General features: G+C 64.0%; 23 protein-coding genes and 1 pseudogene. 13 read left to right on the plus strand and 11 right to left on the minus strand.

Going from position 1 to position 23,521, the window contains the following annotated elements; translation table 11 throughout:
* Positions 1–7 precede the first annotated feature (7 nt).
* Genes AB7535_RS02935 through AB7535_RS02945 form a run of 3 tightly spaced genes read right to left on the minus strand, consistent with a single transcriptional unit; the run spans position 8 to position 4,760 of the window.
* Complete coding sequence (locus AB7535_RS02935) at positions 8–2,821, minus strand: DUF4159 domain-containing protein (RefSeq protein WP_063985165.1); 2,814 nt, start codon at positions 2,819–2,821, stop codon at positions 8–10.
* Positions 2,818–3,762 carry a DUF58 domain-containing protein gene (locus tag AB7535_RS02940; RefSeq protein ID WP_063985164.1) on the minus strand — a complete coding sequence of 315 codons (945 nt, stop codon included), beginning with the start codon at positions 3,760–3,762 and terminating at the stop codon, positions 2,818–2,820. The genes AB7535_RS02935 and AB7535_RS02940 overlap by 4 nt, the downstream gene beginning before the upstream one ends.
* Positions 3,762–4,760 carry an AAA family ATPase gene (locus AB7535_RS02945; RefSeq protein WP_071916189.1) on the minus strand — a complete coding sequence of 333 codons (999 nt, stop codon included), beginning with the start codon at positions 4,758–4,760 and terminating at the stop codon, positions 3,762–3,764. The genes AB7535_RS02940 and AB7535_RS02945 overlap by 1 nt, the downstream gene beginning before the upstream one ends.
* A gap of 258 nt (positions 4,761–5,018) precedes the next feature.
* On the opposite strand from AB7535_RS02945, the gene AB7535_RS02950 reads away from it, so the two are divergent.
* The 6 genes and pseudogenes from AB7535_RS02950 (at position 5,019) to AB7535_RS02975 (ending at position 11,089) form a co-directional block, all read left to right on the plus strand.
* Complete coding sequence (locus AB7535_RS02950; RefSeq protein WP_085402506.1) at positions 5,019–5,630, plus strand: DUF1285 domain-containing protein; 612 nt, start codon at positions 5,019–5,021, stop codon at positions 5,628–5,630.
* Positions 5,627–6,298, plus strand: coding sequence for a CoA pyrophosphatase (locus AB7535_RS02955; protein ID WP_085402507.1), 672 nt, complete (start codon positions 5,627–5,629; stop codon positions 6,296–6,298). Before AB7535_RS02950 ends, AB7535_RS02955 begins: the two co-directional genes overlap by 4 nt.
* On the plus strand, positions 6,295–6,558 hold the full coding sequence (locus AB7535_RS02960; protein WP_014497409.1) for a DUF6111 family protein: 264 nt from the start codon (positions 6,295–6,297) through the stop codon (positions 6,556–6,558). Before AB7535_RS02955 ends, AB7535_RS02960 begins: the two co-directional genes overlap by 4 nt.
* A gap of 10 nt (positions 6,559–6,568) precedes the next feature.
* Entirely contained in the window at positions 6,569–7,825 is a 1,257-nt protein-coding gene (locus AB7535_RS02965; RefSeq protein ID WP_085402508.1) for a CCA tRNA nucleotidyltransferase, read from the plus strand.
* A complete protein-coding gene (locus AB7535_RS02970; RefSeq protein WP_028158256.1) occupies positions 7,822–8,592 on the plus strand; it encodes a sulfite exporter TauE/SafE family protein in 771 nt (256 codons plus the stop codon). Before AB7535_RS02965 ends, AB7535_RS02970 begins: the two co-directional genes overlap by 4 nt.
* 422 nt (positions 8,593–9,014) lie before the next feature.
* Positions 9,015–11,089, plus strand: a pseudogene (locus tag AB7535_RS02975) (PQQ-dependent dehydrogenase, methanol/ethanol family).
* A 52-nt stretch (positions 11,090–11,141) separates the two neighbouring features.
* Here AB7535_RS02975 and AB7535_RS02980 read toward each other — a convergent pair.
* Complete coding sequence (locus AB7535_RS02980) at positions 11,142–12,149, minus strand: class I SAM-dependent methyltransferase (RefSeq protein ID WP_161495872.1); 1,008 nt, start codon at positions 12,147–12,149, stop codon at positions 11,142–11,144.
* Positions 12,150–12,380: 231 nt separating this feature from the next.
* Here AB7535_RS02980 and AB7535_RS02985 point away from each other — a divergent pair, with 231 nt between their 5' ends.
* From AB7535_RS02985 to AB7535_RS02995, 3 genes are all read left to right on the plus strand, one after another.
* Positions 12,381–12,761, plus strand: coding sequence for a nuclear transport factor 2 family protein (locus AB7535_RS02985; protein WP_085402511.1), 381 nt, complete (start codon positions 12,381–12,383; stop codon positions 12,759–12,761).
* A 13-nt stretch (positions 12,762–12,774) separates the two neighbouring features.
* Complete coding sequence (locus AB7535_RS02990) at positions 12,775–13,704, plus strand: NAD(P)-dependent alcohol dehydrogenase (RefSeq protein WP_085402512.1); 930 nt, start codon at positions 12,775–12,777, stop codon at positions 13,702–13,704.
* 87 nt (positions 13,705–13,791) lie between these two features.
* Entirely contained in the window at positions 13,792–14,490 is a 699-nt protein-coding gene (locus tag AB7535_RS02995; RefSeq protein WP_085402513.1) for a helix-turn-helix transcriptional regulator, read from the plus strand.
* 138 nt (positions 14,491–14,628) lie between these two features.
* Here AB7535_RS02995 and AB7535_RS03000 read toward each other — a convergent pair whose 3' ends face one another.
* Positions 14,629–14,955: a hypothetical protein gene (locus tag AB7535_RS03000; protein WP_028158248.1), complete on the minus strand. Its 327-nt coding sequence runs from the start codon at positions 14,953–14,955 to the stop codon at positions 14,629–14,631.
* Between the two features lie 98 nt (positions 14,956–15,053).
* On the opposite strand from AB7535_RS03000, the gene AB7535_RS03005 reads away from it, so the two are divergent.
* From AB7535_RS03005 to AB7535_RS03020, 4 genes are all read left to right on the plus strand, one after another.
* The gene (locus tag AB7535_RS03005) at positions 15,054–15,989 is read left to right on the plus strand and encodes a LysR family transcriptional regulator (protein WP_063986632.1); all 936 of its coding nucleotides are present in this window, start codon (positions 15,054–15,056) and stop codon (positions 15,987–15,989) included.
* A gap of 299 nt (positions 15,990–16,288) precedes the next feature.
* Positions 16,289–17,755 carry an amidase family protein gene (locus tag AB7535_RS03010; protein ID WP_085402514.1) on the plus strand — a complete coding sequence of 489 codons (1,467 nt, stop codon included), beginning with the start codon at positions 16,289–16,291 and terminating at the stop codon, positions 17,753–17,755.
* Between the two features lie 146 nt (positions 17,756–17,901).
* A complete protein-coding gene (locus AB7535_RS03015) occupies positions 17,902–18,483 on the plus strand; it encodes a TetR/AcrR family transcriptional regulator (protein WP_354113362.1) in 582 nt (193 codons plus the stop codon).
* Between the two features lie 115 nt (positions 18,484–18,598).
* Entirely contained in the window at positions 18,599–19,531 is a 933-nt protein-coding gene (locus AB7535_RS03020; RefSeq protein WP_085402516.1) for an outer membrane protein, read from the plus strand.
* Between the two features lie 76 nt (positions 19,532–19,607).
* On the opposite strand, the gene AB7535_RS03025 is transcribed toward AB7535_RS03020, so the two are convergent.
* The 6 genes from AB7535_RS03025 to AB7535_RS03050 all read right to left on the minus strand — a co-directional run bounded on the left by AB7535_RS03025 (position 19,608) and on the right by AB7535_RS03050 (position 23,382).
* Complete coding sequence (locus tag AB7535_RS03025) at positions 19,608–19,814, minus strand: YodC family protein (protein ID WP_028153663.1); 207 nt, start codon at positions 19,812–19,814, stop codon at positions 19,608–19,610.
* 329 nt (positions 19,815–20,143) lie between these two features.
* Positions 20,144–20,893, minus strand: coding sequence for an HAD family hydrolase (locus AB7535_RS03030; RefSeq protein WP_094184197.1), 750 nt, complete (start codon positions 20,891–20,893; stop codon positions 20,144–20,146).
* Positions 20,884–21,771 carry an oxygen-dependent coproporphyrinogen oxidase gene (gene hemF / locus AB7535_RS03035; protein ID WP_085402517.1) on the minus strand — a complete coding sequence of 296 codons (888 nt, stop codon included), beginning with the start codon at positions 21,769–21,771 and terminating at the stop codon, positions 20,884–20,886. Before hemF ends, AB7535_RS03030 begins: the two co-directional genes overlap by 10 nt.
* 115 nt (positions 21,772–21,886) lie before the next feature.
* Positions 21,887–22,252, minus strand: a complete 366-nt coding sequence (locus AB7535_RS03040) for a 6-pyruvoyl trahydropterin synthase family protein (protein ID WP_028153666.1) — start codon at positions 22,250–22,252, stop codon at positions 21,887–21,889.
* A gap of 17 nt (positions 22,253–22,269) precedes the next feature.
* Positions 22,270–22,905: a 7-carboxy-7-deazaguanine synthase gene (queE, locus tag AB7535_RS03045; RefSeq protein WP_085402518.1), complete on the minus strand. Its 636-nt coding sequence runs from the start codon at positions 22,903–22,905 to the stop codon at positions 22,270–22,272.
* A 24-nt stretch (positions 22,906–22,929) separates the two neighbouring features.
* Complete coding sequence (locus AB7535_RS03050; protein WP_439037220.1) at positions 22,930–23,382, minus strand: tRNA (cytidine(34)-2'-O)-methyltransferase; 453 nt, start codon at positions 23,380–23,382, stop codon at positions 22,930–22,932.
* Positions 23,383–23,521 lie beyond the last annotated feature (139 nt).

Consider the following 23,521-nt stretch of genomic DNA (forward strand, 5'->3'; position numbering starts at 1 on the left):
GTCGATCCTATTGCCCCAGCCGTTCGATCAGGGCCGGTGCGTGCACCTGGTCGGCCTTGTAGTTGCCGGTCAGGGTGTACATCACGATGTTGGCGCCGGCGCGGTAGGCGAATTCGCGCTGGCGGGCGTCGCCGCCGGACATCGGCAGCATGAACTGACCGTCGAGCCGCTGCGCCCAGGCGCCGGCCAGATCGTTCGAGGTGATGATGATGGGCGAGACGCCGTCGCCGCCGCGGGCCGGCCGCTGCGCGCTGTCGTCGTCCTCATCGCGCGGCAAGGCCTCGACCCAGGTCTGGCCGGTGCTGAAACGGCCCGGGAAGTCGCGCAGCAGATAAAAAGTCTTGGTCAGCACGTGCTCGCGCGGCACCGGTTCGAGCTCAGGCACGTCGAGCGACGACAGGATCTCGCGCAGCGTCTGCATGCCCGGGGTCTGTGCGGCGCCGTTCTCGCCGGGCGGCGCTTCGATCGCGTCGCGGGTGTCGAACAGAACGGTGCCGCCCTGCTTCATGTAGGCGTCGATCTTGTTGATGGCATCCTGCGGCGGCTTGGGCGCGCCCGGCACGATCGGCCAGTAGATCAGCGGGAAGAAGGCGAGCTCGTCGCGTCCGGGATCGATGCCGACGGGATCGCCGGCTTCCAGCGCGGTGCGCTGCGCAAGGAATTGCGTCAGACCGGACATGCCGGCCTTGACGATGGAATCGACGTCGGCATTGCCGGTGACGACATAGGCGAGGCGGGTTTGCGACACCGCCTTCATGGCGAACTCGTCGGACGCGCCATCGGCGCGCGACGGCGCGGGCGCAAGCGACACCAGGCCTGCAAGCGCCAGCCCGACGACGATCATGGCTGTCGCGGCGCGCCGGCGCAGCAGCGCGGCGATCCCGCCGCCGAGCACCGCGACGATGATGGCGTCGATCAGGAACAGTGCGAGCGCCGTCGACAGCAGCCAGCCGCGCAGGTCGCGCGGCTCGGCATTGGTGTAGGTCGCGTGCCGGGCGCGCAGGCCTGCGGTGTTCAGCGCGGCGATGCGGTCGGAAGCGGCGAGCGTGTTCACGGCGAGCGGTCCTTCTGCCGGACCATAGAAGCCGGGCGGATGATCAGGCGTAGCGCGGTCGCGATAATCCGCAGGCAGCGGCTTTGCGGTGGCCGGTGGCGGGCCGAACGCGCCGAAGCCGTCGAGGATGTGCAGCGGCGCCACCGTCTCGGTGCTCGCCTCGGCCGCGACCCCGGGCCCGGGCTTGGCGGTGTAGCCGGACATGTCGACGACCCGGCGCAGCATTTCGACGAAGGTGCCCGACATCGGCAGGTCAGACCAGCGCATGTCAGCGCTGACGTGGAACAGGCTGACCAGGCCCTTGCCGCGATGCTCGCCGGTGACGAGCGGCGTGCCGTCTTCCAGCGAGGCCCAGCTCTTGGTGGCGAGCACCGCGTCGGGCTCGGCCAGGACCTGGCGGTTCACGGTGACGTCCTTGGGGACGGCGACGCCGGCAAATGGGCCGTTCGCCGCGAAGGCGGCGAGATGCTGCGGCTTCTCCCAGGTCAGGCTGCCGCCGAGCGTGCGGCCGCCCTTGCGCAGCTTGACCGGCACGAGATCGTCCTCGGCCTGCGCGAGCCTTGGACCGGCGAAGCGCACCAGCACGCCGCCCTGGTCGATCCAGGCGTTGAGGCGCTCGCGGATTTCAGGAGCGACGGTGCCGACATCGGCGAGGATGATCATCGGCAGCTTCTGGTCGAGGAATTGGGTGATGCCCTGCTGCGGCGAGCCCCGGTCGGCGAGCCGCACGTCGGCGAACGGCGCCAGCGCACGGGTCAGGTAGAAGGTCGGCGCCAGCAGCGGCTGCGCGGTCTCGCTGGTCGTGCCGGTGACGATGCCGATGGCGCGGCGGCGCCACCGCTTGTCGAGCAGCTGCACCGCGCCGGCCGAACGCTCGCCCGATATATCGAGCCGCGTGATGTCGTTGCGCAGCTCGACCGGCAGGTCGAACGAGGCTTCGGTTTCCTTGTCCTGCGGGCCGAACGAATAACGCGCTTCGCCGATCGGTGAGGACTTCTGGTCCAGCGCGCGCACGGTGCCGACGGCGATGCCGCTGTCGGTGCGCAGCACCTTCACCGTCATCTTGGCGGCGGCGTTCTCGGCGGCGACGAGCGCCAGCGGGGAGGACGTGCCGCCCTCGAACACCGTCAAGCTGCGATCTCCGATGGTCTTGCCCAGGCCCTGCACGAAATCCTCGCCACGGCCGGTATCGACGCCATCTGACAGCCAGGCGATCTCGCAGTCGCCGGTGGCCTTCAGGAAGCGGTCGATGGCGGTCAGGGTTTCAACGCGATCGATCGAGTAGGGCTTTGGCGCGAGCTGGCGCAGTGCGACGCGCGCCGCACCCGCCGGCATCAGGGTGATGTCGCGGTTCGGCTCGGACAGCGGCACCAGCGCGATTGCGCGGCGGTCGTTGTCGGCATTGGCGATCAGCTCGTCGGCGGCCCTGACCCTGACATCCCAGTGCGATGCGGCGCTCCAGCCGTCGTCGAACATGATCATCAGCGGCGCCTTGCTGCCGGCGGCGCCTGTTTGCGGATTCCAGATCGGGCCGGCGGCGGCGAAAATGACGAGCGCCGCAGCCAGGAGCCGCAGCGCGGTCAGCCACCACGGCGTCCGCGAGGGCGTCTCTTCGCGAGGTGCGATGTCGAACAGCAGGCGCGTCGGCGGAAACTCGATGCGGCGCGGCCGCGGCGGCATCACGCGCAGCAGCCACCACAGCACGGGCAGGCTGACGAGGCCGATCAGGAGCAGCGGTTCGGTGAAGGCGAGCGGCAATCCCATCATGCGGCCGGCCCCACCTTGATCGTCGTGGTGCGGGTGCCCGATTTGCTCACCTGCATGCCGGCATGCAGGAACAGCAAGAGCTCGGCGGCGGAGCGGTCGGTCGCATGGGTCGTGAACAGCCAGTTGAGTCTGCTGGTCTCGGCGCGGATCTGGTCGCGGTGCAGCGCGAGCCGCGCGGTGTAGTCCTGCGCCCAGCTCTCGGCGCGGCCCGCCGTGATCACGCCGAAGCCCTCGGGCTCGACGAACTCGACGCGGCCGGAATAAGGGAACGACTCTTCGGCGGGATCGACCACCTGCACCATCGTGCCATGCGCGCCGGAGCCGGACAGGCCCGCGAGCGTGGATTTGATCTCCGCGATCGGCGACCAGAAATCCGACAGCACGATGATCTCGGCGAGCGCGGAAGGCACGAAGGACGGCGGCAGGCTCAGCCGGTCGGCATCGTCATGCAGCATCGCCTGCGCCATCTTGTCGATGACGCTGCGGCTCGCGGTCGGCGCCATCAGTCCGGGAATGCCGACGCGTTCGCCGCCCGAGACCAGCAGCTCGGCCAGCGCGAAGGCGACGATCAGCGTCCGCTCGAGCTTGGATTCGCGCGCGGTCTTGGAGGCGAACGCCATCGAGGGCGAGCGATCGGGCCAGATCCAGACCGTGTGCGAGGCTTCCCATTCAAGCTCGCGCACATAGAGATGGTCGTCGCGCGCCGAGCGGCGCCAGTCGACGTTCTGCGCCGGCTCGCCGGAGACGAAGCGGCGGTATTGCCAGAAATTTTCACCGGAACCGGCGCGGCGCCTTCCGTGCAGGCCGTGGATGACGTTGGCGGCGATACGGCGGGCTTCGAGCACCAGGCGCGGCAGCGAAGCGGCGAGCGTACGGCTTTCGCCATCGGCACGTCGGATCGCGATGATCTCCTTCGCTGTGTGCCCGTTGTCTGCGGCCATCAACCGATCCGAGCCTTCAATTGTTTGATCACGTCCGGAATCGTGCGGCCTTCGGCGCGCGCCTGGAACGTCAGCGCCATGCGGTGCTTCAATATGGGCTCGGCGAGGTCGAGCACGTCGTCGATCGAGGGCGCCAGGCGTCCGTCGATCAGCGCGCGTGCGCGCACGGCGAGCATCAAGGATTGGCTGGCGCGCGGGCCGGGACCCCAGGCGATGAACTTGCCGGTCTCGCCGCTCTCCTCGCCCGGACGGGCCGAGCGGACCAGCGACAGGATCGCCTCCACCACGGAATCGCCGACCGGCAGACGGCGGATCAGCCGCTGCGCAGTGATCAGCGCATCTGCGTTCATCGATCCCTTCGCCAGCGTCTCCTCGGCACCCGTGGTCTCGAACAGGATGCGGCGCTCGGCGTCGCGATCGGGATAGTCGACGTCGATCTCCATCAGGAAGCGGTCGAGCTGGGCTTCCGGCAGCGGATAGGTGCCTTCCTGCTCGAGCGGGTTTTGCGTGGCGAGCACGTGGAACGGCTTCGGCAGGTCGTGACGCGCGCCGGCGACGGTGATGTGCTGCTCCTGCATCGCCTGGAGCAGCGCCGACTGCGTGCGCGGGCTGGCGCGGTTGATCTCGTCGGCCATCAGCAGCTGCGCGAACACGGGACCGGAGATGAAGCGGAAGGAGCGCTTGCCGGCGGTGCTCTCGTCGAGCACTTCGGCGCCGAGAATGTCCGACGGCATCAAATCGGGCGTGAATTGGATGCGCTTGGCGTCGAGGCCCAGCGTGATGCCGAGCGTCTCGACCAGCTTGGTCTTGGCGAGGCCGGGCACGCCGATCAGCAGCGCATGACCGCCGGAGAGGATGGTGACGAGCGTGTTCTCGATCACCCGATCCTGGCCGAAGATGACGGACGCGATTGCGTCTTTCGCCGCGCGAATCTGGCTCGACACCTGCTCGGCCGAACGGACGATTCCGTCTTCCAGTTTCTCGACACTTTCCGCCATCCGTCAGCTCCTTAAAGTCCGCCACGCGGCCTGCTTGCGTCGTCAGATCATCACAAGTCGCACATGGGCCCTATGCTAGACTTGCAGGAAGGCCATGTATTCGTTGAATTAACCTATCCCCACCTTATCGGCTTAGGGATATGTAGGGCATCACGAAGTGGCGACCTCCACACCGGGTTAATCCGGTGTGGAACCGCGCACCCGGGTACAACGTAAAACCTGCACCAATCGTGCCAACAGACAAAGTCAGGGCAAACCATGGCGAACCAAGGGCAGAGCGCCGATCGAGGTCTTGAGGGGCTGACTGCCGCCGCCAAAAGTGCCGCCGATGCCGAAGGCGCCAAGAAGGGCCTGCCGCCGGTGCATCTGTGGAATCCGCCGTTTTGCGGCGATCTCGACATCCGAATCGCTTCTGACGGTACTTGGTTCTACATGGGCACGCCGATCGGACGACACGCCCTGGTCCGCCTGTTCTCGACCATCCTGAAGCGCGAGGGCGGCAAGCATTTCCTCGTCACGCCCGTGGAGAAGGTCGGCATCCGCGTCGACGACGCGCCGTTCATGGCGGTCGAGATGCAGCAGGACGGCGAGGACAACCATCGCGTGCTCCGCTTCCGCACCAATGTCGACGACTGGGTCACCTGCGATGCCGCGCACCGGCTGCGCTTCGAGCAGGCCAGGGAGGGCGGGCTGACACCATACCTGCATGTCCGCGCCGATCTCTGGGCCAAGGTTACCCGCGCGCTCTACTACGATCTGGTTGACATGGGTGAGGAGCGGATGGTCGATGGCCAGCCGATGTTCGGCGTCGAGTCGGCCGGCGAATTCTTCGCCATGGCCGACGCGGAGCAGGTGAGGGCCGCACTTTGAACAAGCCTATCCTGAAGAGCGGTCCGGTCGTGATCGGCGCGGCCGATTTCTTCGCCCGATCCCGGGCGAGGCTCGGCTTCGACGTGCCGCCCGGCCTCTACGATCCGAACGTCATCCCCGCCTCGGGCGATCCCGGCACCGACAAGATGCTCGAGATCGTCGCGCGCGAGCAGCCGGTGCGGCCGGCTGCGGTCCTGATCGCCGTGGTCGACCGTCCCGAGCCGACCATCCTGCTGACGCAGCGCTCGGCGCATCTCAACGACCACGCCGGCCAGATCGCTTTCCCCGGCGGCAAGATCGACGCGACCGACGCCTCGCCGCTCGATGCGGCTTTGCGCGAGGCCGAGGAGGAGGTCGGCCTGTCCAGAGACTTCGTCGAGCCGATCGGCTATCTCGATCTCTACGGCACCGCTTTCGGCTTCCGCATCCTGCCGACGGTCGCCAAGGTGCGGCCCGGCTTCGAGCTCGCCATCAACCATTCGGAGGTTGATGATGCCTTCGAGGTGCCGCTATCCTTCCTGATGAACCCGGTGAACCACCAGGTGCACAGCAAGGAATTCCGCGGCATGGAGCGCTTTTACTACGCGATGCCGTTCGCGGAACGCTACATCTGGGGTGCGACGGCCGGAATGTTGCGTGTGCTGTATGAGCGGATCTACTCATCATGATCCGGCCGGTTCTGACCGAGATCGGAATTTTCCTCATCCCCTTTGCCGTCTATGCGCTGTTCCTGGCCGCCACCCGCTCCGGCCTGTTCGCGCGATCGTCCTGGCCGGTCACCGTCGTCGCGCGCCTTGTCCTGGCCGCGCTCGTGCTTGTCATCGCGGGGCTGATCGGCTTCGCGCATTTCTCCGGCGCCGCACCGGACTCGACCTACGTTCCCGCCCATATCGAGAACGGCAGGCTCGTGCCGGGCGTGGAAAAATAGGGGCTGGACCATGAGCGCAGAGCCGTTACTCGCCAATGCGCCCTGGCTGACCTCTGGCGGGACGGCGCGCGTCCTGACGCTGCTCAACGGCAACGGCGAGGAAGCGCGCGTGGTCGGCGGCGCCGTGCGCAATGCGTTGCTCGGTCTCGTGCCCGGCGACATCGACATCGCGACCACGGCGCGGCCCGACGAGGTGATGCGGCGCGCCAAGGCTGCCGGCATCAAGAGCGTGCCGACCGGCATCGACCACGGCACCATCACGCTGGTCATCGACGGCACGCCTTACGAAGTCACGACGCTGCGCGAGGACACCGAGACCTTCGGCCGCAAGGCCAAGGTCGCGTTCGGCCGCGACTGGGTGAAGGACGCCGAGCGCCGCGACTTCACCATGAATGGACTTTCGGCCGATGCGATGGGCGTCGTCTACGACTATGTCGGCGGGATCGCGGATGCGGCCGCGCGACGCGTGCGCTTCATCGGCGATCCCGACCAGCGCATCGCCGAGGATTTCCTGCGCATCCTGCGCTTCTTCCGCATCCACGCCGCCTTCGGGGCCGGCGAGCCCGACCGCGACGGCTATCTCGCCTGCATCCGCGGCCGCGCGGGTCTTGCGAGCCTGTCGGCCGAGCGGGTGCGCATGGAGATGCTGAAGCTGCTGGTCGCTCACGGTGCCTCTGACGCTGCGGTCGCGATGGCGGATGGCGGGTTGCTGCAAGCGCTGAGCGGAGGCGTCGTCTATACCGGGCCGCTGTCGGCCATGATCGCGATCGAGGGCGAGCTTGGCTTGCCGGCAAGCAGCACGCGGCGGCTCGCCGCGCTGACGGTCGCCGTGACCGAAGATGCCAAGCGCGTCGCCACGCGCTTGCGGCTCTCCAATGTAGAAAGCAAGGCGCTGGATTCGATGGGGCATCGCTGGTGGCGCTTCGCCACCAAGGACGAGGCCAATGCGCGACGGTTGCTCTACCGGCTCGGCGCGGAGCGCTATCACGATCGCGTGTTGCTCGGCTGGGCGCGGGCCGGCGGCGACGTCGGATCGTCGCGCTGGCGTGCGCTCGCCGAGCTGCCGCAGCGCTGGATTGCGCCGAAATTTCCGCTTCGCGCCGCCGACTTCATCGCCCGCGGCATGGCGGAAGGACCCGCGCTCGGGCATGTGCTGACGCTTGCCGAGGACGCTTGGCTTGCGGCGGATTTTCCCCTAGAGGAAGCCGCGCTCGCTTCCATCGCCGATCAAGCAGCGGCACGCGTCAGCCGCGATGAGAGAACGTGACCATCGTCTCAGGCTTCGCCGACATCTCGATCCTTCAGCTCCTGCTGGTCGCGTTGATGGCGTTGTTTGCTTCGATCATCGGTGGTCTCGCCGGCTACGGCACCGGCGCGCTGATGCCGCTCGTGCTGGTGCCGCTGGTCGGCGCCGAGCCCGTGGTGCCGATCATCGCGATCTCCGCGATCTTCACCAATTCGAGCCGTGCGCTCGCCTATCTGCGCTATGCCGACCGCCGCCGCGCGCTGATCGTGCTCGCCTGTGCGGCGCTGACGACCGCGCTCGGCGCCTACGGCTACACGCGGCTGACCAATGCGGGCGCCGCGCTCGTGATCGGCTCCATGCTGATCCTCAGCGTGCCGCTGCGCCGCGTGCTCCGCCGCCGCCAGGTCAGGATCGGCGACACCGGCCTTGCGGCCGGCTCGGTCGGCTATGGCGTGCTGGTCGGCGGCACCTCCGGCTCCGGCGTGATCCTGCTCTCGCTGCTGATGGCCGCAGGTCTCGAAGGCGCCGCCGTGATCGCGACCGACGCGATGATCTCGCTCGGCACCGGCCTCATCAAGATCTCGGTGTTCGGGCTGGCCGGCGCCGTCACCGCACAGGTGCTCGCCTTCGCGCTGCTGATCGGCGCGATTGCGATCCCCGGCGCATTCCTCGCAAAGGCTTTTGTCGAACGCATGCCGGTGCATATCCACACGGCGATCCTCGATGTCGCTGTCATCACCGGCGGGCTGGTGATGATCTCGGCGGCGGCAAGGTCGCTGATCGCATAGATGACTCCGGTCCGATTGGCGTTCGCGATGTCCTTTCAAGGACGGACATTCCGTCCCGATGCTTGCACGCCACCAAATGCTAGCCGAAACGGCCGATCCTGACTGCCGAGGGTTGAAAAGATTTCCGCCGATGACGGCCGTCGGCCGGTGGGCCAAGCAGGACGCTTTCTTACAACTGCAATCGGGCATGTCAGGACTGAAATGCTTCAGTAGCACCGTCGAGGCAGGTTTGAGACTTCATATCAACGGAAGCGGGCGCAGGCATGCGCACGCATCGTGGTCTCGACATGCACGGAGGAAGGTGAGGCATGGGACGATCCAACACAGAGTGCCAATGGCCTGAAAAAAAGTCGAGCAATCGGTCCAGGATTCAGATTGCCTTCCGGGAGATCAGTGCTGTTCTTGTTCTCTTTCCTGCTCTCCTGGGTCTTTCTCTCCCTTCCAGTGCATGGGCGCAGAGTGGGACCGAGGCGAAGCCGGACCGCATCAAGGCGAATATCTCGAGAGTCGACAGCGACTTCATTGAAGCCAATACGAAGAGATCCAGGGATTGGCCGACCGTCGGCCTCGACTACGCCGAAACGCGGTTCAGCAAGCTCAATCAGATCAACACTGACAACGTCAGGGATCTCGGGCTCGTCTGGAGTTACAATCTGGAATCATCGCGCGGCATCGAGGCAACGCCCCTCGTCGTCGACGGCATCATGTATCAGTCGGCCCCCTGGAATGTGGTCCATGCCATTGACGTGCGGACCGGAATAAAAATCTGGTCGTTCGATCCGGGTGTTGACCGGTCAAAGACCTATCGCGGGTGCTGCGACGCTGTCACCGTGGCCTCGCACTCTACAAGGGCAAGGTCTTCGAAGCCGCCTATGACGGGCGCCTGATCGCGCTCGATGCAGCGACCGGGGCCAAGATCTGGGAAACGGACACGCTGATCGATCACGATCATTCCTACACGATCACCGGCGCGCCGCGCGTCTTCAACGGCAAGGTCGTGATCGGCCAGAGCGGTGCCGAATATGGTGTGCGCGGCTACGTCACGGCCTACGACAGCGAGACCGGTCATCAGCTCTGGCGCTGGTTCACCGTGCCCGGCGATCCATCGAAGCCATTTGAAGACGCCTCGATGGAAGCCGCGGCGAAGACCTGGGATCCCTCAGGGAAGTATTGGATCAACGGCGGCGGTGGCGCGCCATGGGACTCGATCACGTTCGATCCCGATCTGAACATGGTCTATGTCGGCACTGGCAACGGCGGCCCTTGGAATCGCAAGCTTCGCAGTCCGTCGGGTGGCGACAATCTCTATCTGGGCTCGATCGTCGCGCTCAACGCCGACACGGGCCGGTATATCTGGCACTATCAGGAGACGCCCGGCGACAATTGGGACTATACATCGACCCAGCCGATGATCCTGGCCGACATCAAGATCGACGTTGTGCCGCGCAAGGTGATCCTGCACGCGCCGAAAAACGGCTTCTTCTTCGTCATCGATCGCACCAACGGCAAGTTCATCTCGGCGAAGAATTTTGTCGATGTGAATTGGGCGACGGGATACGACGCCAACGGACGGCCGATTGAGCTGCCGGCGGCGCGCGACGCAGATCAATACGAGTCGATTCCGGGACCGGACGGGGCTCACAATTGGCAGCCGATGTCGTTCAATCCGCTGACCGGCCTCGTCTACCTTCCGGCGCAGCACATCCCGGTCAATCTGTCGCCGGAAAAGTCGTTCGCGCAGAATGCTGCTGCGCCGGGCAAGCTCGGCGGCTTGCTGGGCGGGAATATCGGTTTCGTTTTCAACCCTCCGAAGTCGGCCCCATTCGGACGTCTGCTCGCCTGGGATCCGGTGCATCAAAAGGAAGTCTGGCGCGTCGAGCACGTGTCGCCGTGGAACGGCGGGACGCTGACCACCGCCGGCAACCTGGTTTTCCAGGGGACGGCGGATGGCCGCTTCGTCGCTTATGATGCAGCAAACGGAACCAAGCTGTGGGAAATGCCGACCGGCACCGGCGCGGTGGCGGCCGCCGCAACCTACATGGTCGACGACAGGCAATACATCTCGATTGCTGTCGGCTGGGGCGGATCCTACGGCCTGACGCACCGCGCGACCGAGTACCAGAACCCGGGAACGATCTACACATACGCACTCGGCGGCACGGCGAAGCTGCCAGCGTTCGTCAAATATCAGACCGAAGGTCTGCTGCAGGGCGTGAAGTATGATCCGAAGGACATCAGGGAAGGCGGCGAGATCTATGTCGCGGCAGCCTGCGTCGCCTGCCACGGCGTGCCTGGCGTCGGCCGCGGCGGCAACATCATCAATCTCGGCTACGCCAGCGCCGAAGAGATCACCAATCTGAGGCATATCCTCTTCCACGGTCCATTCCGCGACCAGGGCATGCCGGATTTCAGCGGCAAGTTGACGGAAGGGGACGTCGGGAAACTCCAGGCCTTCATACAGGGAACTGTTGACGCCATCAGACCGAAGAGCAGGTGATGAGTCAGCAGGCGCTGCGGCGGCGAGCGGCCCGTTCGACCGTGGCCGCTCATCACGCGCCTTTGTCGATCTTCACCCAGAGCGCACTGCCGAGCGTCGATGAGTTCCTGGCCGCGTAGGCCCATGCCGGCAAGCGCAATGGTGCAAGCGCAAGTGCGATCACGGCCTGCCCAATCCGCTGCGCTTTGCTTCGCGGCAGGCCGCGCACGAACTCACTGACGCTGCCCGGTTTCTCTGCACTGCGCAAAAAGCTGTCCACGATGTCTTCCCTGAGAAACTTCAGGAGATTGAATGGTTCCCGCTCGCAAATGCTCAATTGCAGGCCGTGTCGTCGACATACCGCGTCAAACGCGTCCTTCGTCCAGCGGCCAATGTGGTTCGGCGGCATGTCGATGAGCGATCCGTGGCCCTCCATGTAGTGCGTTCGGATATCATTCGGCACGGCGATGAAGACAGAGCCTTGCGCCTTGAGAAGGTATTTCAATCGCGCGAAGACGTCATCCACCCGGTCCATGTGCTCGAACACCTGAAACATGAAGATGATGTCGAAGGCCTCCTTCATCGGAGTGAAGCCATCCTCCCGAAGGTCGACCGAAAAGGTCTTGTAGCCTTTCGATCGCAAGGCCTGTTGCGCTGCTTCGTTGTAATCGACCGCGTAAATATCGGACGCGCGAAAGAGTTTGTCCTTGATGTGATCGAGAAAATAGCCAAACCCGGCCCCGACATCGATCGCCGTTTTTCCGGCAGTGCCGAGGCCGCTCAGCTCCTCGATCGTCCTCTCATACTCCCATTTCATGGTTGGATAGGAAGGGTGCGGCGCGGCCAGGTTATAAAACTCGGCGCCGCCCGCGACGAACGGATCTGCAAATCCGAATCCGCAATCCGCGCATTTGCGGATATCGCAGGTGTCGCGGCCCCAGAGCAGCGACAGGTGGCTTATTAACTTTCGAGAGCGATCCGGATACTGGCGCGGACTGACGAAGGATCGAGAGGCCTGATCTGCGGTCACTTCAAACAGTTTGGCAGTTGATCCACTGCCGCATGCTGGACAGGTGCTCATCTCTCCCGACCTCATTCAGGCCTTTCGGTGGAAAGTGGTTGCGACCAATTGTCTCGTCATCATTCAAATGAAGGTTGGCGGAGCGCGAGGTCCGGGGCAGTGGACAGCACAGGCGAGGCAGGCCGCTCGCGGCGCGAAGGCGCCTTCGGCTGCGCCGATTTCCTACTGCCAGAATCTGTCACTGGCCTGCGCTAGGTCTTCTTTCAGGGCATTTTTACTGAAAGGAAGACGATGAAAACCCAGAGCAACGGCCAGGCGCTGCAGATCGCCAAGACCTACATCGAGGCCATCGCCAGCAGGAGCGTGGATACGATTACTTCCGTGTCGGCGGACGACGTTGTTTGCACGTCGCCACGCGGGCGGATCGCCGGCATGCAGAAGTTTCGCGAATTCCACGAGGGTTTCGCCCGCATGATCAAGAAGGTCACGGTTCTCGCCGTCTACGGCGACGATGATCAGGCTGTCGTCGTTTACAGCGCGGACACCCATCCGGTTGCCAACGCCGTCGTCGCGGAACTCCTCAAGGTGAAGAACGGCAAGATCGCGTCGACCGAAGTGATCTACGACGCGACTCCGTTCGCCGCCTACACGGCGACCGTCCAACCGCACTAAGGCACGATCGACCATGAAACGGATTCAATATTACAGCTACGGCGGCCCTGAAACGATGAAGCTCGAAGCCTTCGAGCTGAAGGCTCCGGGGACCGGCGAAGTCGCGGTCAAGGTCGAGTTCGCCGCCATCAATCCCATCGATTGGAAGGTGCGCAATGGCTATCTCAAAATGGTGACGGGGAAGAAATTTCCGCGTGCCATGGGCAGCGATTTTTCCGGCATCGTGACCGCTGTCGGCGCTGGTGTCACGCGCTTCAAGATTGGCGATCCCGTATTCGGCATGGCGCAGATAAAGCATGGCGGCGCGCTTGGGGAAGCCGTCATCGCTCCCCAAACCTTCGTCGCCAGGAGGCCGGATTCAGTCTCGTTCGAGGACGCGGCTTGCCTGGCTACGCCGGGGGTCACCGCATGGAACGGCCTCGTGGACAAGGCTGCCCTGAAATCCGGCAGCCAGGTGTTCATCAACGGCTGCACCGGCGCTGTCGGCGAGGCCACGGTGCAGCTCGCAAAGATGTTCGGGGCGACCGTCGCGGGGACATGCAGTGCGCAGGCGATGCAGCGAGCCCGTGACTTGGACGTCCAGCCTCTCTTCGATTATCGGGCCACCGATCTGTCGAAGATCCGTGAACGCTTCGACGTAGTGTATGACACGGCGGGAACGATGGCGGTTGCTGCCGGGGTTGGCCTGCTTCGCGAAGGCGGCGTGTATCTCGATATCAATCCAGCGCCAATCAAGTTCATCCGTGCGATCTTCAACCGGAAACTCAAGCCGATCGTCTGCACCGCGCGGGCTGATATCCTTGACGGCCTTGCCGTCGCTTCGGCGAATGGAAAGCTGCGCTTGCCAGTTGCTGAGACCGTGCGTCTGAACGATGCGATCCCGCTCATCGCGGCGCTTGAAGCCGGGCACATGCTCGCCGGAAAGGCTCTGGTAGCGATGTAAATGCCGTCTGGGCCAGTAAAGCCCCGCCGCCCGTCGCCCGCGACGCCTACTGCCATTTTTTGGCAGGATTCGTGCTAGACTTGGTCTATGTCGAAGAGCCAACGATTATTCGACCTCATGCAGATCTTGCGGCGGCACCGCACCCCGGTGTCGGGCAACGACCTTGCGGCTGAGGCGGGTGTGTCGTTGCGAACGATTTATCGCGACATCGCCGACTTGCAGGGCTTGGGCGCACAAATCGACGGTGAGCCTGGCTTTGGCTATGTCTTGCAACCCGGCTTCCTCCTTCCTCCCCTGATGTTCTCGGAACAGGAAATCCAAGCCTTGGCGCTGGGCGCCCAATGGGTATCTCGCCAGACTGATGATGAGTTCGCGCTGGCGGCGCGTGACGCGCTCGCTAAAATTGGCGCGGTCCTTCCCTCGGAGCTGCAACACAAGCTGGACGACAGTGCCTTTCACGTAGGGCGCAGACCGAAGCAACCCGAAGCCGTCGACCTTCGCGTCGTGCGGCAAGCCATGCGCGACCAACACAAGCTTTCCATTGTGTATCGCGACCCGCAAGGCGCGAAGACCACGCGGATCATCTGGCCAATTGGCGTCGGCTTTTTCGATTCCCGGCGCATCATTGCCGGCTGGTGCGAAATGCGAAAGGACTTCCGCTCATTCCGGGCGGATCGGATAGAAAAGATCAAGCTCAGGACGGAACGCTATCCCGGTCGCCGTCGCGATCTCGTCAAGCAATGGCGGGCTCAAGTCGACGCGGAACGTCGCAAGACTCTCGGCTGATCTCACCACCGGGTCCGACGCCATGCCGACGAGCTATCACCTGCTGGTGCGCTTCACCATCGCCGGCGTGAGGGCCGCCTGACGCCTTCCGGGGTTAGAGCGGGCGCCGAAAATTACCGCGCCCGCTAGGCTCGAACCTTAATTTGTGACGGGCGCCGCCTTGCGGACCAACACTTCGTTGCCCGCCCGGCTGATTTCAAGCGCACGTGGCTGCTGGGACGTTGAGAGAACAACGCTTTGGCCTGGCGCAAGAACAGAGACTACGCGGATTGGCGTTCCCGTCTCGCCCTGAGCAAGGGTCGTCACGACATGGAACCCATCGCGCTCAACGGTGTAATAGGCGACGCCGGACACCCCGCCGAGATCGATGCTCTTTGCCTGAATTGGCCTGAGGCTATCTGCATGAGCGGTTCCAAAAGCGGCTAAGGCTAGTGTGGCGGCTAAAAGGCTACTGCGGATTGACATGTTGATCTCCTTTAGCTGGGCGGTGGGCCACGCCCTCCGTTCCCTTGCCACATAAGATGGGCGGCCTATGCTCATTGATCAAACAGATTGGATCGATGATGGGTATCGATGCCGTCAATCTAAGCCATCTCGACCTAAACCTACTGGTTCACCTCGATGCCTTGCTTCGCGAACGTAGCGTCACGCGAGCTGCGGGCCGTGTAGGCATTGGTCAGTCGGCGATGAGCCACAACCTCGCCCGCCTGCGTGACCTGTTCGGCGACGAGCTTCTGACGCGAGGGCCCGACGGCTTGCGCCTCACTCCTCGTGCAGTGATGCTGGTAGAGCCGGTGCGGGCTACGCTGTCTCAAATCCAAACGATTGTCTCACGCGACGACGCATTCGATCCAGCGACGGCAGAGCGGACCTTCAGGTTCGGACTCCCAGACAGCATGGAAATCCTGGTCCTTCCCGCTCTCCTCGCACGCCTGCGCGAGGTCGCGCCTGGCGTCCATCTGCGGCTCTACAACATCGACTCGTCGAGACTTCTGGATGATCTCGATGCCGACGAACTGGACCTCGCTATTGGCTATGACGTCTTTCCTCAGGGCCAGATCCACCACAAGCGGCGTCTGCTGTTCAATGAGAGCTATCTGTGCATGTTCAACAAGGAGATAACGGGCATCACCGACGCCCAAATCTCGCTCGAAGATTATGTGCGGTTACCTCATGTTCTCACGAGCCTGCGGCCGGGCCGGACTGTGCGCGGCGTGGTAGACGACGCCCTTGAGAAACTTGGATTGCGGCGGACGGTTGTCCTGACCACGCCTCGCTTCCTCACTGTCCCTGCCTTGGTGGCACGCGCACCTGTCGTCGTGACAATGCACGCGCGGCTCGCTCGGTTGTTCGCCACAGAACTCAAGCTTAGCCTGAGCCAGCCTCCGGTGGATTTGCAGGACGTAGCTGTTTCACTGCTCTGGCACGCTTCCTACGATCACGATCCATCTCATGCGTGGCTGCGTCAGATCTTGGTGGAATTGGTCTCCGAGCTTTGAGCTGGCCGCTACCCGGCGTGGAGCGGTGCCGACTCCACAGGCCGCATGTCGCCTTTTAGCCCCTTAGCAGACGTTCCAGCGCCCTGGGTCGATGCCGGCTTGTGACCCAAAGCAGAAATCGCCGTTGAAACCAATCATTGCCCGTAATCCATCGGCACCTCACGCTCATGTGTCCCCGGCGAGGCCACCAATTCTATTGAATTACGATCGTAATTTAATATTGTGACCGTAATGGCATCGAGCTGAGCCGCTGTTGGGCGGCGGCCGGGTGCCGCCAAACAGCTCCTAGCGAGGATTTCATGGACGACACGACCACGGCCTCACGCCACGTCGCATCGCGACAAACCACAGATGTCGACTCGCTTGGGCTCGCAACCGCTGCAGCAGCGATTCGCAACGGCGACATCACCTCGGAGGCCTACACCGCGGCGCTCTTACAGCGCGCCCGAGCGCTTGCCGAGCTGAACGCCTTCATCACTATCGACGAGGCCGGGGTGCTCGCGGCCGCGAGGGCCGCAGACAAATCGCGTGCGGCCGGATCGGCGGCCCCGCTCCTTGGCGTGCCGCTTGGGGTGAAGGACAGTTATTTGACGAAAGGGCTACCTACCAGCCTGGGCGTCGAAGGCCTCGCTCACTTCGTGCCGCGCGAAGATGCCGACGCTGTCCGGGCCATTAAGGGGGCAGGCGCCTTGGTCTTCGGCAAGAACAACCTCGTCGAGATGTCATACGGCTTGACTGGTCACAACGCACGTTATGGCCAGGTGAAGAATCCGCACGCACGAGATCGCGTGTCGGGCGGCTCCTCGAGCGGCTCCGCCGCATCCGTGGCCGCCGGCATCGTTCCCGCGTCCTTGGGCGGTGACACCGTTGGGTCCATCCGGGTACCCGCATCGTTCTGTGGGGTCGTGGGCTTCAAGCCAACCACTGGACGTTGGCCACGCGACGGCGTTGCGCCGATCTCCCATACGCTCGATACGACGGGCGTGTTCGCCCGAAACGTCGAGGACTGCATTTTGGTGGATCAGGTCGTGACCGGTGAACAAGCTGCGGAGTTCTCCAACGGCGGCTACGACCTGAAGGGAGTCCGGCTGGCCTTCGCGCCGCGACAGTTCCTGGATCTGGTGGACTCGGAAGTCGAGACCCGCTTCCGCGAGGTGGTTCGGCGCTTGCAGGACGCCGGCGCCGAGATCGTTGAAGTAGATCTTGGCGACGATTTCAATTCCCTCGTCCAAACCGCAACATGGGGCATCTTCGCTCATGAGACGATGGGCGAAATTTCGGAATTTCTTCGCCGCCATGACATTCCGACCACGTTCGAGGCCATTTATGAGGGCCTTAAGCCCCAACTTCGGCAGGCGTGGGGGCACATCGTGCTGCCGGGTGGCGCAGGTGCTACCTCGGCAGAGGCCTATCAGACTGCGCTCGACGTGAGCCGGCCGGAAATCCAGCGCCGACTCAACACGGCGTTCGTCTCTCATGGGGCGCTGGTCATTCTGCAACCGACCACGCCCTGCACGGCGCCTTTGATCGAGGAGCAGGCGACCGTCCATATCGGGGGGCAGGAAGTTAGCTACCTCGCTTTGGCGAACCGCACCGTGTCGGCAAGCAGCGTGGGGTTGCCCGGTGTCAGCCTTCCTGTTGGCTTGTCTCGCGCGGGGCTGCCGATTGGGCTTGAGCTGGATGCCCCCTTAGGGAGCGACCGAGGGCTTCTAAACCTTGCCCGCGGCATCGAGGGCATCTTGGGCGCAGAGTCGAGTGCGATCTAACGTCGTGATCGACCAGCATCCGTTTTCAGTCGGTTTGGCCGCGATGATGTCGATCCAGTGGCCTAGCAACTTGATCGCGACCTCCAAGCTTTGCTGGAAGCGGCCGCAGCGTAAGGGCTGCGGGATATTGGTGGAGAGGAGAGAAGATGCGCTTCGAGAAAGGTCATAAGGCGGCGACGCGACGGCAGATCATCGATGTGGCGTCGAAGTGCATGCGCCGGAACGGCATCTCCGCCACCGGGATCGCCGGGATCATGGACGAGGCCGGCCTGACCAAAGGCGCATTCTCCCCGCACTTCGAATCCAAAGATGCGCTCGTTCGCGAGGCGCTGGCGAGCGCGCTCGACGACCAGCAACATCGCCTCGATGAGGATCAGCGGAGCGGCCCGGACCTTGAGGGCGCGATCCGGAGATACCTGAACCGTGCTCACCTCGAAGACCCGACGGGCGGATGCCCCTCGGCGGCGTTGCTCCCCGAAATCGCCCGACAGCCCCTGTCCACAAGGAGAGATTACGAGAAGGGGCTGCGAAGCTACGTTGCGACATTGGCCGCACTGCTTCCTGACGCAGATGCATCAGCGAGCCGCCGCCGCGCGACCGCCATCTTCGGCCTCATGGTGGGCACCCTTCAGTTCGCGCGGGCCGTGCCCAACGCTGCGCAGGCGGAGCAGATCCTGGAAGGCGGCGTTGAGGCCGCCTTGCACTTGGCACGAGCTCCCTCTCGCTAGATTAGGAAGCCGGGAGAGGCAGTCCCTCGAGGTCCGCTTCACCAAACAGAGCAGACACGGCGTCGCATTGTCCGCCCCGAGCAGCGAAGGGCGTCGCCGGCTCCGAGCGCAACGATTGGGCGATCTGATTCGCGCATTCAATCGCGCTTTGATGCTGCGTTGGTTTTGCTTCATGATGATTGGCAGGCCGCCAGTGCGGCTCAATAAGGGGGGTGTTGAAATGAGGAAGTTTTCGCTTGTATTGCTGTCGACAGTCGCTCTCGGCCCGATCACAGCCCAGGCTGCGGATCTGGCGCCGGTCCGTATGTCGTCGAAGGCTCCCGCTCAGGTGGGCAACTGGACGGGATTCTATATCGGCGGCAACGTTGGTTATGGCTGGGGCAGCTACGGTGCGTCGAACGCCACCGGGACAATCGTGAACTCGAATGGCGGTTCGGGCATCTATGCCTTCAACCCCGTGTCCGGCAACGGTAATGGGGTCACCGCCGGCATCCAGGCCGGCTACAACTGGCAGATTGAGCAGACGGTGCTCGGCATCGAGGCTGATTGGCAGTATCTCAATTCAAAGGCCAGCACCGGCAACTCGGCTATTGCTGTTCCCGTCTTCATCGGCGGCAATTTCAGCGGCAGCACGTCCGTCAGCACCGATTGGTATGCGACCTTCCGTGGCCGAGTGGGTTATGCGTTTGGGCCGGCGTTGCTCTACGCGACCGGCGGTATTGCGTTGGCCGATACCAAGGTCAGTGCGAACGCTACGGGCAGTATCGTCACTGCCCTCTTCCCGCCAACCCTGGGACCGCTGGGCTCCATGAGCGCTTCTGACAGCGCCGTCCTGATCGGCTACGCGGTTGGCGGCGGTTTCGAATATGCTCTGGGGGCAGGGTGGTCGGTCAAGGGCGAGTATCTGCACATGGGTTTCGGCACGAAAGGCTACAACTTGACCGGCTCGCTTCAATCGCCGGCCGGGTTGACGGGCGTCATCGCGACTCACGTCGATATCAAGCCGAGCTTCGACATCGCCCGCGTTGGTGTGAACTATCGCTTCTGATCAGCGGATCTGAAGACGTGAAGAAAGGGAGACTTCAGGTCTCCCTTTCTCGCAATCGCAGGCCGCTTAGGCGTGCCTACTCGTCATCCTCGTCTTCGTCCTCATCCTCGTCGTGATCTTCCACTTCCAGGCGGTCGAGCGCGGCCAGCGGCAGTGTCTCGCGGAACAGATCGCCTTCCGAGCCCATCCAGAGGCAGAGGATGTCGTCGCCTTTCACCTCTGCGACGGTCAGCGGCTGGCCGCCGGATTTCAGCATCACGACGTCGCCGGTTTTCAGTTCCATGGATGGTCCTTTCGGGGTTGATCGACGAGAGGGGAGGCTAGCAAGCCGTCATGACAGGCCGATCACGGGCTATGGGACCCGTGAATTGGCTGCGGCTTGCACAGACTGCCGAAACGTCGATGGCAGAGGTTCGAGTGGGGGATCGCTCGAGGTCACCAGGGGCTATTCCGTCCCAGGCGCGGCGATGATGGCATCATGCGCCTGTTTTGCCCGACGCGTCAAATGATTTCGTAAAATCAGCAATGCATTGCGTTTGCGGCAAGCTGTTGAAATTGCAGCAGCCGGCTACTGTGCATGGGGTTGTTTTCGATGTTTTGTTTTCGCCTGGGTTACGGCTGGTCCGGCACGAGTTCGGTCAGCGAGCGGATGATGCGGTCGGGCTTGACGGCCGAGCCTTCGGGCAGGCCGTCGCCATGCACGTCGATCCAGATCGAGTAGATGCCGAGGCGCTGCGGCGTCACGACTTCCCATTCCAGATTGTCGCCGATCATCCAGGTGTCTTTCGCGGTGACGCCGAGCGCCTCCATCGCGTGCAGATAGGCGCGCTCCTCGGGCTTGCCGAAACCGTGCTCGCCCTCGATCTGGATGTGATCGAAGCGATGCGTGAGCTCGAAGCGCTCGACCTTGGCGCGCTGCATGTCGGCGGCGCCGTTGGTGACCAGCGCGAGTTTGACGCCGCGTGCCTTGAAAGAGTCGATCGCATCATGCGCACCGGGGAACACGAAGATCGCTTCTTCGCGATAGGTCGTGAAGCGGTTGGCGAGGCGATCGGCGAGATCGTCGGAGAGGGCGCGGTGGCCGTCGGCGGCGAGCGCGGCGAAGCCGCCCCGCACCGTGAGCCGCCGTGCCTCGCCAAGCTTCATCCGCCACGCGGCTTCCGCATTCGCCCAGAAGTTTCGTGCGAAGGCCAAAACTGCGGTCGCGACCTGCTGCGGCGGCAGCGGCGCGAGCTCGTCGGCAAATTCTTCTGCGATCGTATTCCAGGCGATCTCGGGCCGGCCGTAGGCCGAAAGGATGGTGTCGTCCATGTCGATCAGCATGGCGCGCGGCAGCGGAGGCATCGCGGTGCTCATGGCCATTTCACCTCCGGCGGCAGCGACGACAGGATGGAGTCCACGTTGCCGCCGGTCTTGAGCCCGAAGATGGTGCCGCGGTCGTAGAGCAGGTTGAATTCGACATAGCGTCCGCGCCGGATCAATTGCTCCTCGCGATCCTCAGCGGTCCAGGCGCTCGCGAAATTGCGCCTGACGATGTCAGGGTAGATTTTCTGGAAGGCGCGGCCGACATCCTGGGTGAAAGCGAGGTCGGCGTCCCAGTCGCCGCTGTCGTGCCAGTCGTAGAAGATGCCGCCGATGCCGCGCGCCTCTTTGCGGTGCGGCAGGTAGAAATACTCGTCGCACCATTTCTTGTACTTGTCGTAGTCGGCAACGCCGTTCGGGCCCGTGCAGGCCTCCTTCATCGCGGCGTGGAAGGCGAGCGTGTCGGGATCGTCCTGGGTGCGCCGGCGGTCGAGCACCGGCGTGAGATCGGCGCCGCCGCCGAACCAGGCTTTTGTGGTGACGACGAAGCGGGTGTTCATGTGCACGGCGGGCACGTGCGGATTGCGCAGATGCGCGATCAGCGAGATGCCGGAGGCCCAGAACTTGGGGTCGTCTGCCGCGCCGGGGATCTGGGCGCGAAACTCGGGCGCGAATTCGCCGTGCACCGTCGAGCAATGCACGCCGACCTTCTCGAACAGGCGGCCGGACATCATCGACATCACGCCGCCACCGCCGGGCGCGCCGGTATGATCGGTGCGCTGCCAGGGCGTGCGTTTGAAGCGGCCGGCATCGCCCGGATAAAGGCTTTGGGGGGCGTCATCCTCCAGCCGCTCGAAGCTCGCGCAGATGTCGTCGCGCAAAGCTTCGAACCAGGCGCGGGCGCGCGTCTTGCGGTCTTCGATTGTCGAGATGTCCATGTCCAATTCCAAAACCGGTCTCGTAGGGTGGGCAAAGGCGCTCTTGCGCCGTGCCCACCATATTCACTGTCGTCTTGATTGGTGGGCACGCTTCGCTTTGCCCACCCTACGAAGTCTAACCCTGCGGACCGTAATAGGTGCAGCTCTCGTTGCAACTGTCGCGGTGGATGCTGACGCGGGTGAGCTTGCCGATATGCTGGAGCCGCTCCCAGACGAAGCGCGAGAGGTTTTCCAGCGTCGGTGTGCCCAGCGCCTCGATCTTGTTGAGGTATTTGTGGTCGAGCGTGAGCCGCACGTCCTCGATGGCGCGCTGGACGAGGCCGAGATCGACCACCATGCCGGTCGCAGGGTCGGGCGTGCCGCGCAACGTCACCTCGGCGCGGAAGGAGTGGCCGTGGATCTCTTCGCTTGCGGCGCCAAAGGTCGTCCCCGACAATGAGTGCGCCGCCTCGAAGCGGAACGATTTCGTCAATTCCCACATCTGTTCGAAAACCAATCCTATCTGATGCCGAGCGATTTATGCGTCTGCACGCTCAGCCGCCATTGCGGATGGCGCAGGCAATAGTCGATCGCACGCACGGTGTTTTGGGCAACCTCGGGTCCGTCCATCGGTTGCAGCGAGAAGCGTTCGAAGGCGAGACCCTCGAAGGTCTCGGGCGCGGCGAGGGCCTGCGGATAGACCAGCTTCAGCTCGTGGCCGCGGCGCTGGACGAGCTCGCTGCCGCCCTTGGGGCTGACGCAGATCCAGTCGAGCCCCTCAGGCGCCACAATCGTGCCGTTGGTCTCGACGCCGATCTCGAAGCCGCGGGCGTGGAGGGCGTCGATCAGGGCGGCATCGACCTGGAGCAGCGGCTCGCCGCCGGTGAGCACCACGTAACGGTTGCTGTCGGTGGCAGCCGTCCATTGCGCGGCGACGGTGTTGGCGAGTTCCGCGGCCGAGGCATAGCGGCCGCCGAGCGTGCCGTCGGTGCCGACGAAGTCGGTGTCGCAGAATTTGCAGGTCGCGGCCTCGCGGTCGGCCTCGCGGCCGCTCCAGAGGTTGCAGCCGGCAAAGCGGCAGAACACGGACGCGCGCCCGGCATGGGCGCCTTCGCCTTGCAGGGTCAGGAAGATTTCCTTGACCGCGTAACTCAATGATCTCTCCTCAACATCTCAAACTTACGGGTTCCGGAGCTGCCGCAGCGCCTCGCCTGCGGCCATCGCCGCGGTCATGGCGACATTGAGCGACCGCAGCCCCGCCGTGATCGGGATCACCAGCCGCGCGTCCGCAGCCTCGACCACCGCGTCGGTGACGCCGGCGCTCTCGCGCCCGAATAGCAGGATGTCCGACGTCTGGTAATGAAAATCGCGGTAATCGGTGGCGGCCTTGGTGGTGAACAGCAGCAGGCGGTAGCCCTGTGTCGCACGCCATTCCTCGAATTTCGACCAGGAGTCGTGGCGGGTCACGCTGACATGATCGAGGTAGTCCATTCCCGCCCGGCGGAACAAGCGGTCGGAGAACGGGAAGCCCGCCGGCTCGATGATGTGGGCGGCCATGCCCAGGCAGGCACAGAGCCTGAGAATCGTGCCGGTGGTCTGGGCGATGTCGGGTTGGAAAAGCGCGATCTGCATGGGCTGTATCGGGGTCGGTGCGGGCCGGAAATGTCTCAATAAAACATCGCTGGCTGCGGAATTCGTGCATTGCACGCCCCCACGCCGTTAGCGGGCTTGCGCTCGCCCGGCAAGGGTGCCAATAGAACGATTCTGGACT

The sequence above is a fragment of the Bradyrhizobium sp. 956_D2_N1_4 genome, from assembly GCF_052076025.1.
Classification (GTDB): Bacteria; Pseudomonadota; Alphaproteobacteria; order Rhizobiales; family Xanthobacteraceae; genus Bradyrhizobium; species Bradyrhizobium barranii.

Coding starts and splice junctions, on each gene's coding strand:
- AB7535_RS02985 (WP_085402511.1), top strand. CDS start 12,381: ATGAAAACCCAGAGCAACGGCCAGGCGCTGCAGATCGCCAAGACCTAC.
- AB7535_RS03005 (WP_063986632.1), top strand. CDS start 15,054: ATGGGTATCGATGCCGTCAATCTAAGCCATCTCGACCTAAACCTACTG.
- AB7535_RS03040 (WP_028153666.1), bottom strand. CDS start 22,252: ATGTGGGAATTGACGAAATCGTTCCGCTTCGAGGCGGCGCACTCATTG.
- AB7535_RS02935 (WP_063985165.1), bottom strand. CDS start 2,821: ATGATGGGATTGCCGCTCGCCTTCACCGAACCGCTGCTCCTGATCGGC.
- AB7535_RS03030 (WP_094184197.1), bottom strand. CDS start 20,893: ATGGCCATGAGCACCGCGATGCCTCCGCTGCCGCGCGCCATGCTGATC.
- AB7535_RS02965 (WP_085402508.1), top strand. CDS start 6,569: ATGAGCGCAGAGCCGTTACTCGCCAATGCGCCCTGGCTGACCTCTGGC.
- AB7535_RS02960 (WP_014497409.1), top strand. CDS start 6,295: ATGATCCGGCCGGTTCTGACCGAGATCGGAATTTTCCTCATCCCCTTT.
- AB7535_RS02990 (WP_085402512.1), top strand. CDS start 12,775: ATGAAACGGATTCAATATTACAGCTACGGCGGCCCTGAAACGATGAAG.
- AB7535_RS03050 (WP_439037220.1), bottom strand. CDS start 23,382: ATGCAGATCGCGCTTTTCCAACCCGACATCGCCCAGACCACCGGCACG.
- AB7535_RS03010 (WP_085402514.1), top strand. CDS start 16,289: ATGGACGACACGACCACGGCCTCACGCCACGTCGCATCGCGACAAACC.
- AB7535_RS03025 (WP_028153663.1), bottom strand. CDS start 19,814: ATGGAACTGAAAACCGGCGACGTCGTGATGCTGAAATCCGGCGGCCAG.
- AB7535_RS02950 (WP_085402506.1), top strand. CDS start 5,019: ATGGCGAACCAAGGGCAGAGCGCCGATCGAGGTCTTGAGGGGCTGACT.
- AB7535_RS02940 (WP_063985164.1), bottom strand. CDS start 3,762: ATGGCCGCAGACAACGGGCACACAGCGAAGGAGATCATCGCGATCCGA.
- AB7535_RS02980 (WP_161495872.1), bottom strand. CDS start 12,149: ATGAGCACCTGTCCAGCATGCGGCAGTGGATCAACTGCCAAACTGTTT.
- AB7535_RS03015 (WP_354113362.1), top strand. CDS start 17,902: ATGCGCTTCGAGAAAGGTCATAAGGCGGCGACGCGACGGCAGATCATC.
- AB7535_RS03000 (WP_028158248.1), bottom strand. CDS start 14,955: ATGTCAATCCGCAGTAGCCTTTTAGCCGCCACACTAGCCTTAGCCGCT.
- AB7535_RS02995 (WP_085402513.1), top strand. CDS start 13,792: ATGTCGAAGAGCCAACGATTATTCGACCTCATGCAGATCTTGCGGCGG.
- hemF (WP_085402517.1), bottom strand. CDS start 21,771: ATGGACATCTCGACAATCGAAGACCGCAAGACGCGCGCCCGCGCCTGG.
- AB7535_RS02945 (WP_071916189.1), bottom strand. CDS start 4,760: ATGGCGGAAAGTGTCGAGAAACTGGAAGACGGAATCGTCCGTTCGGCC.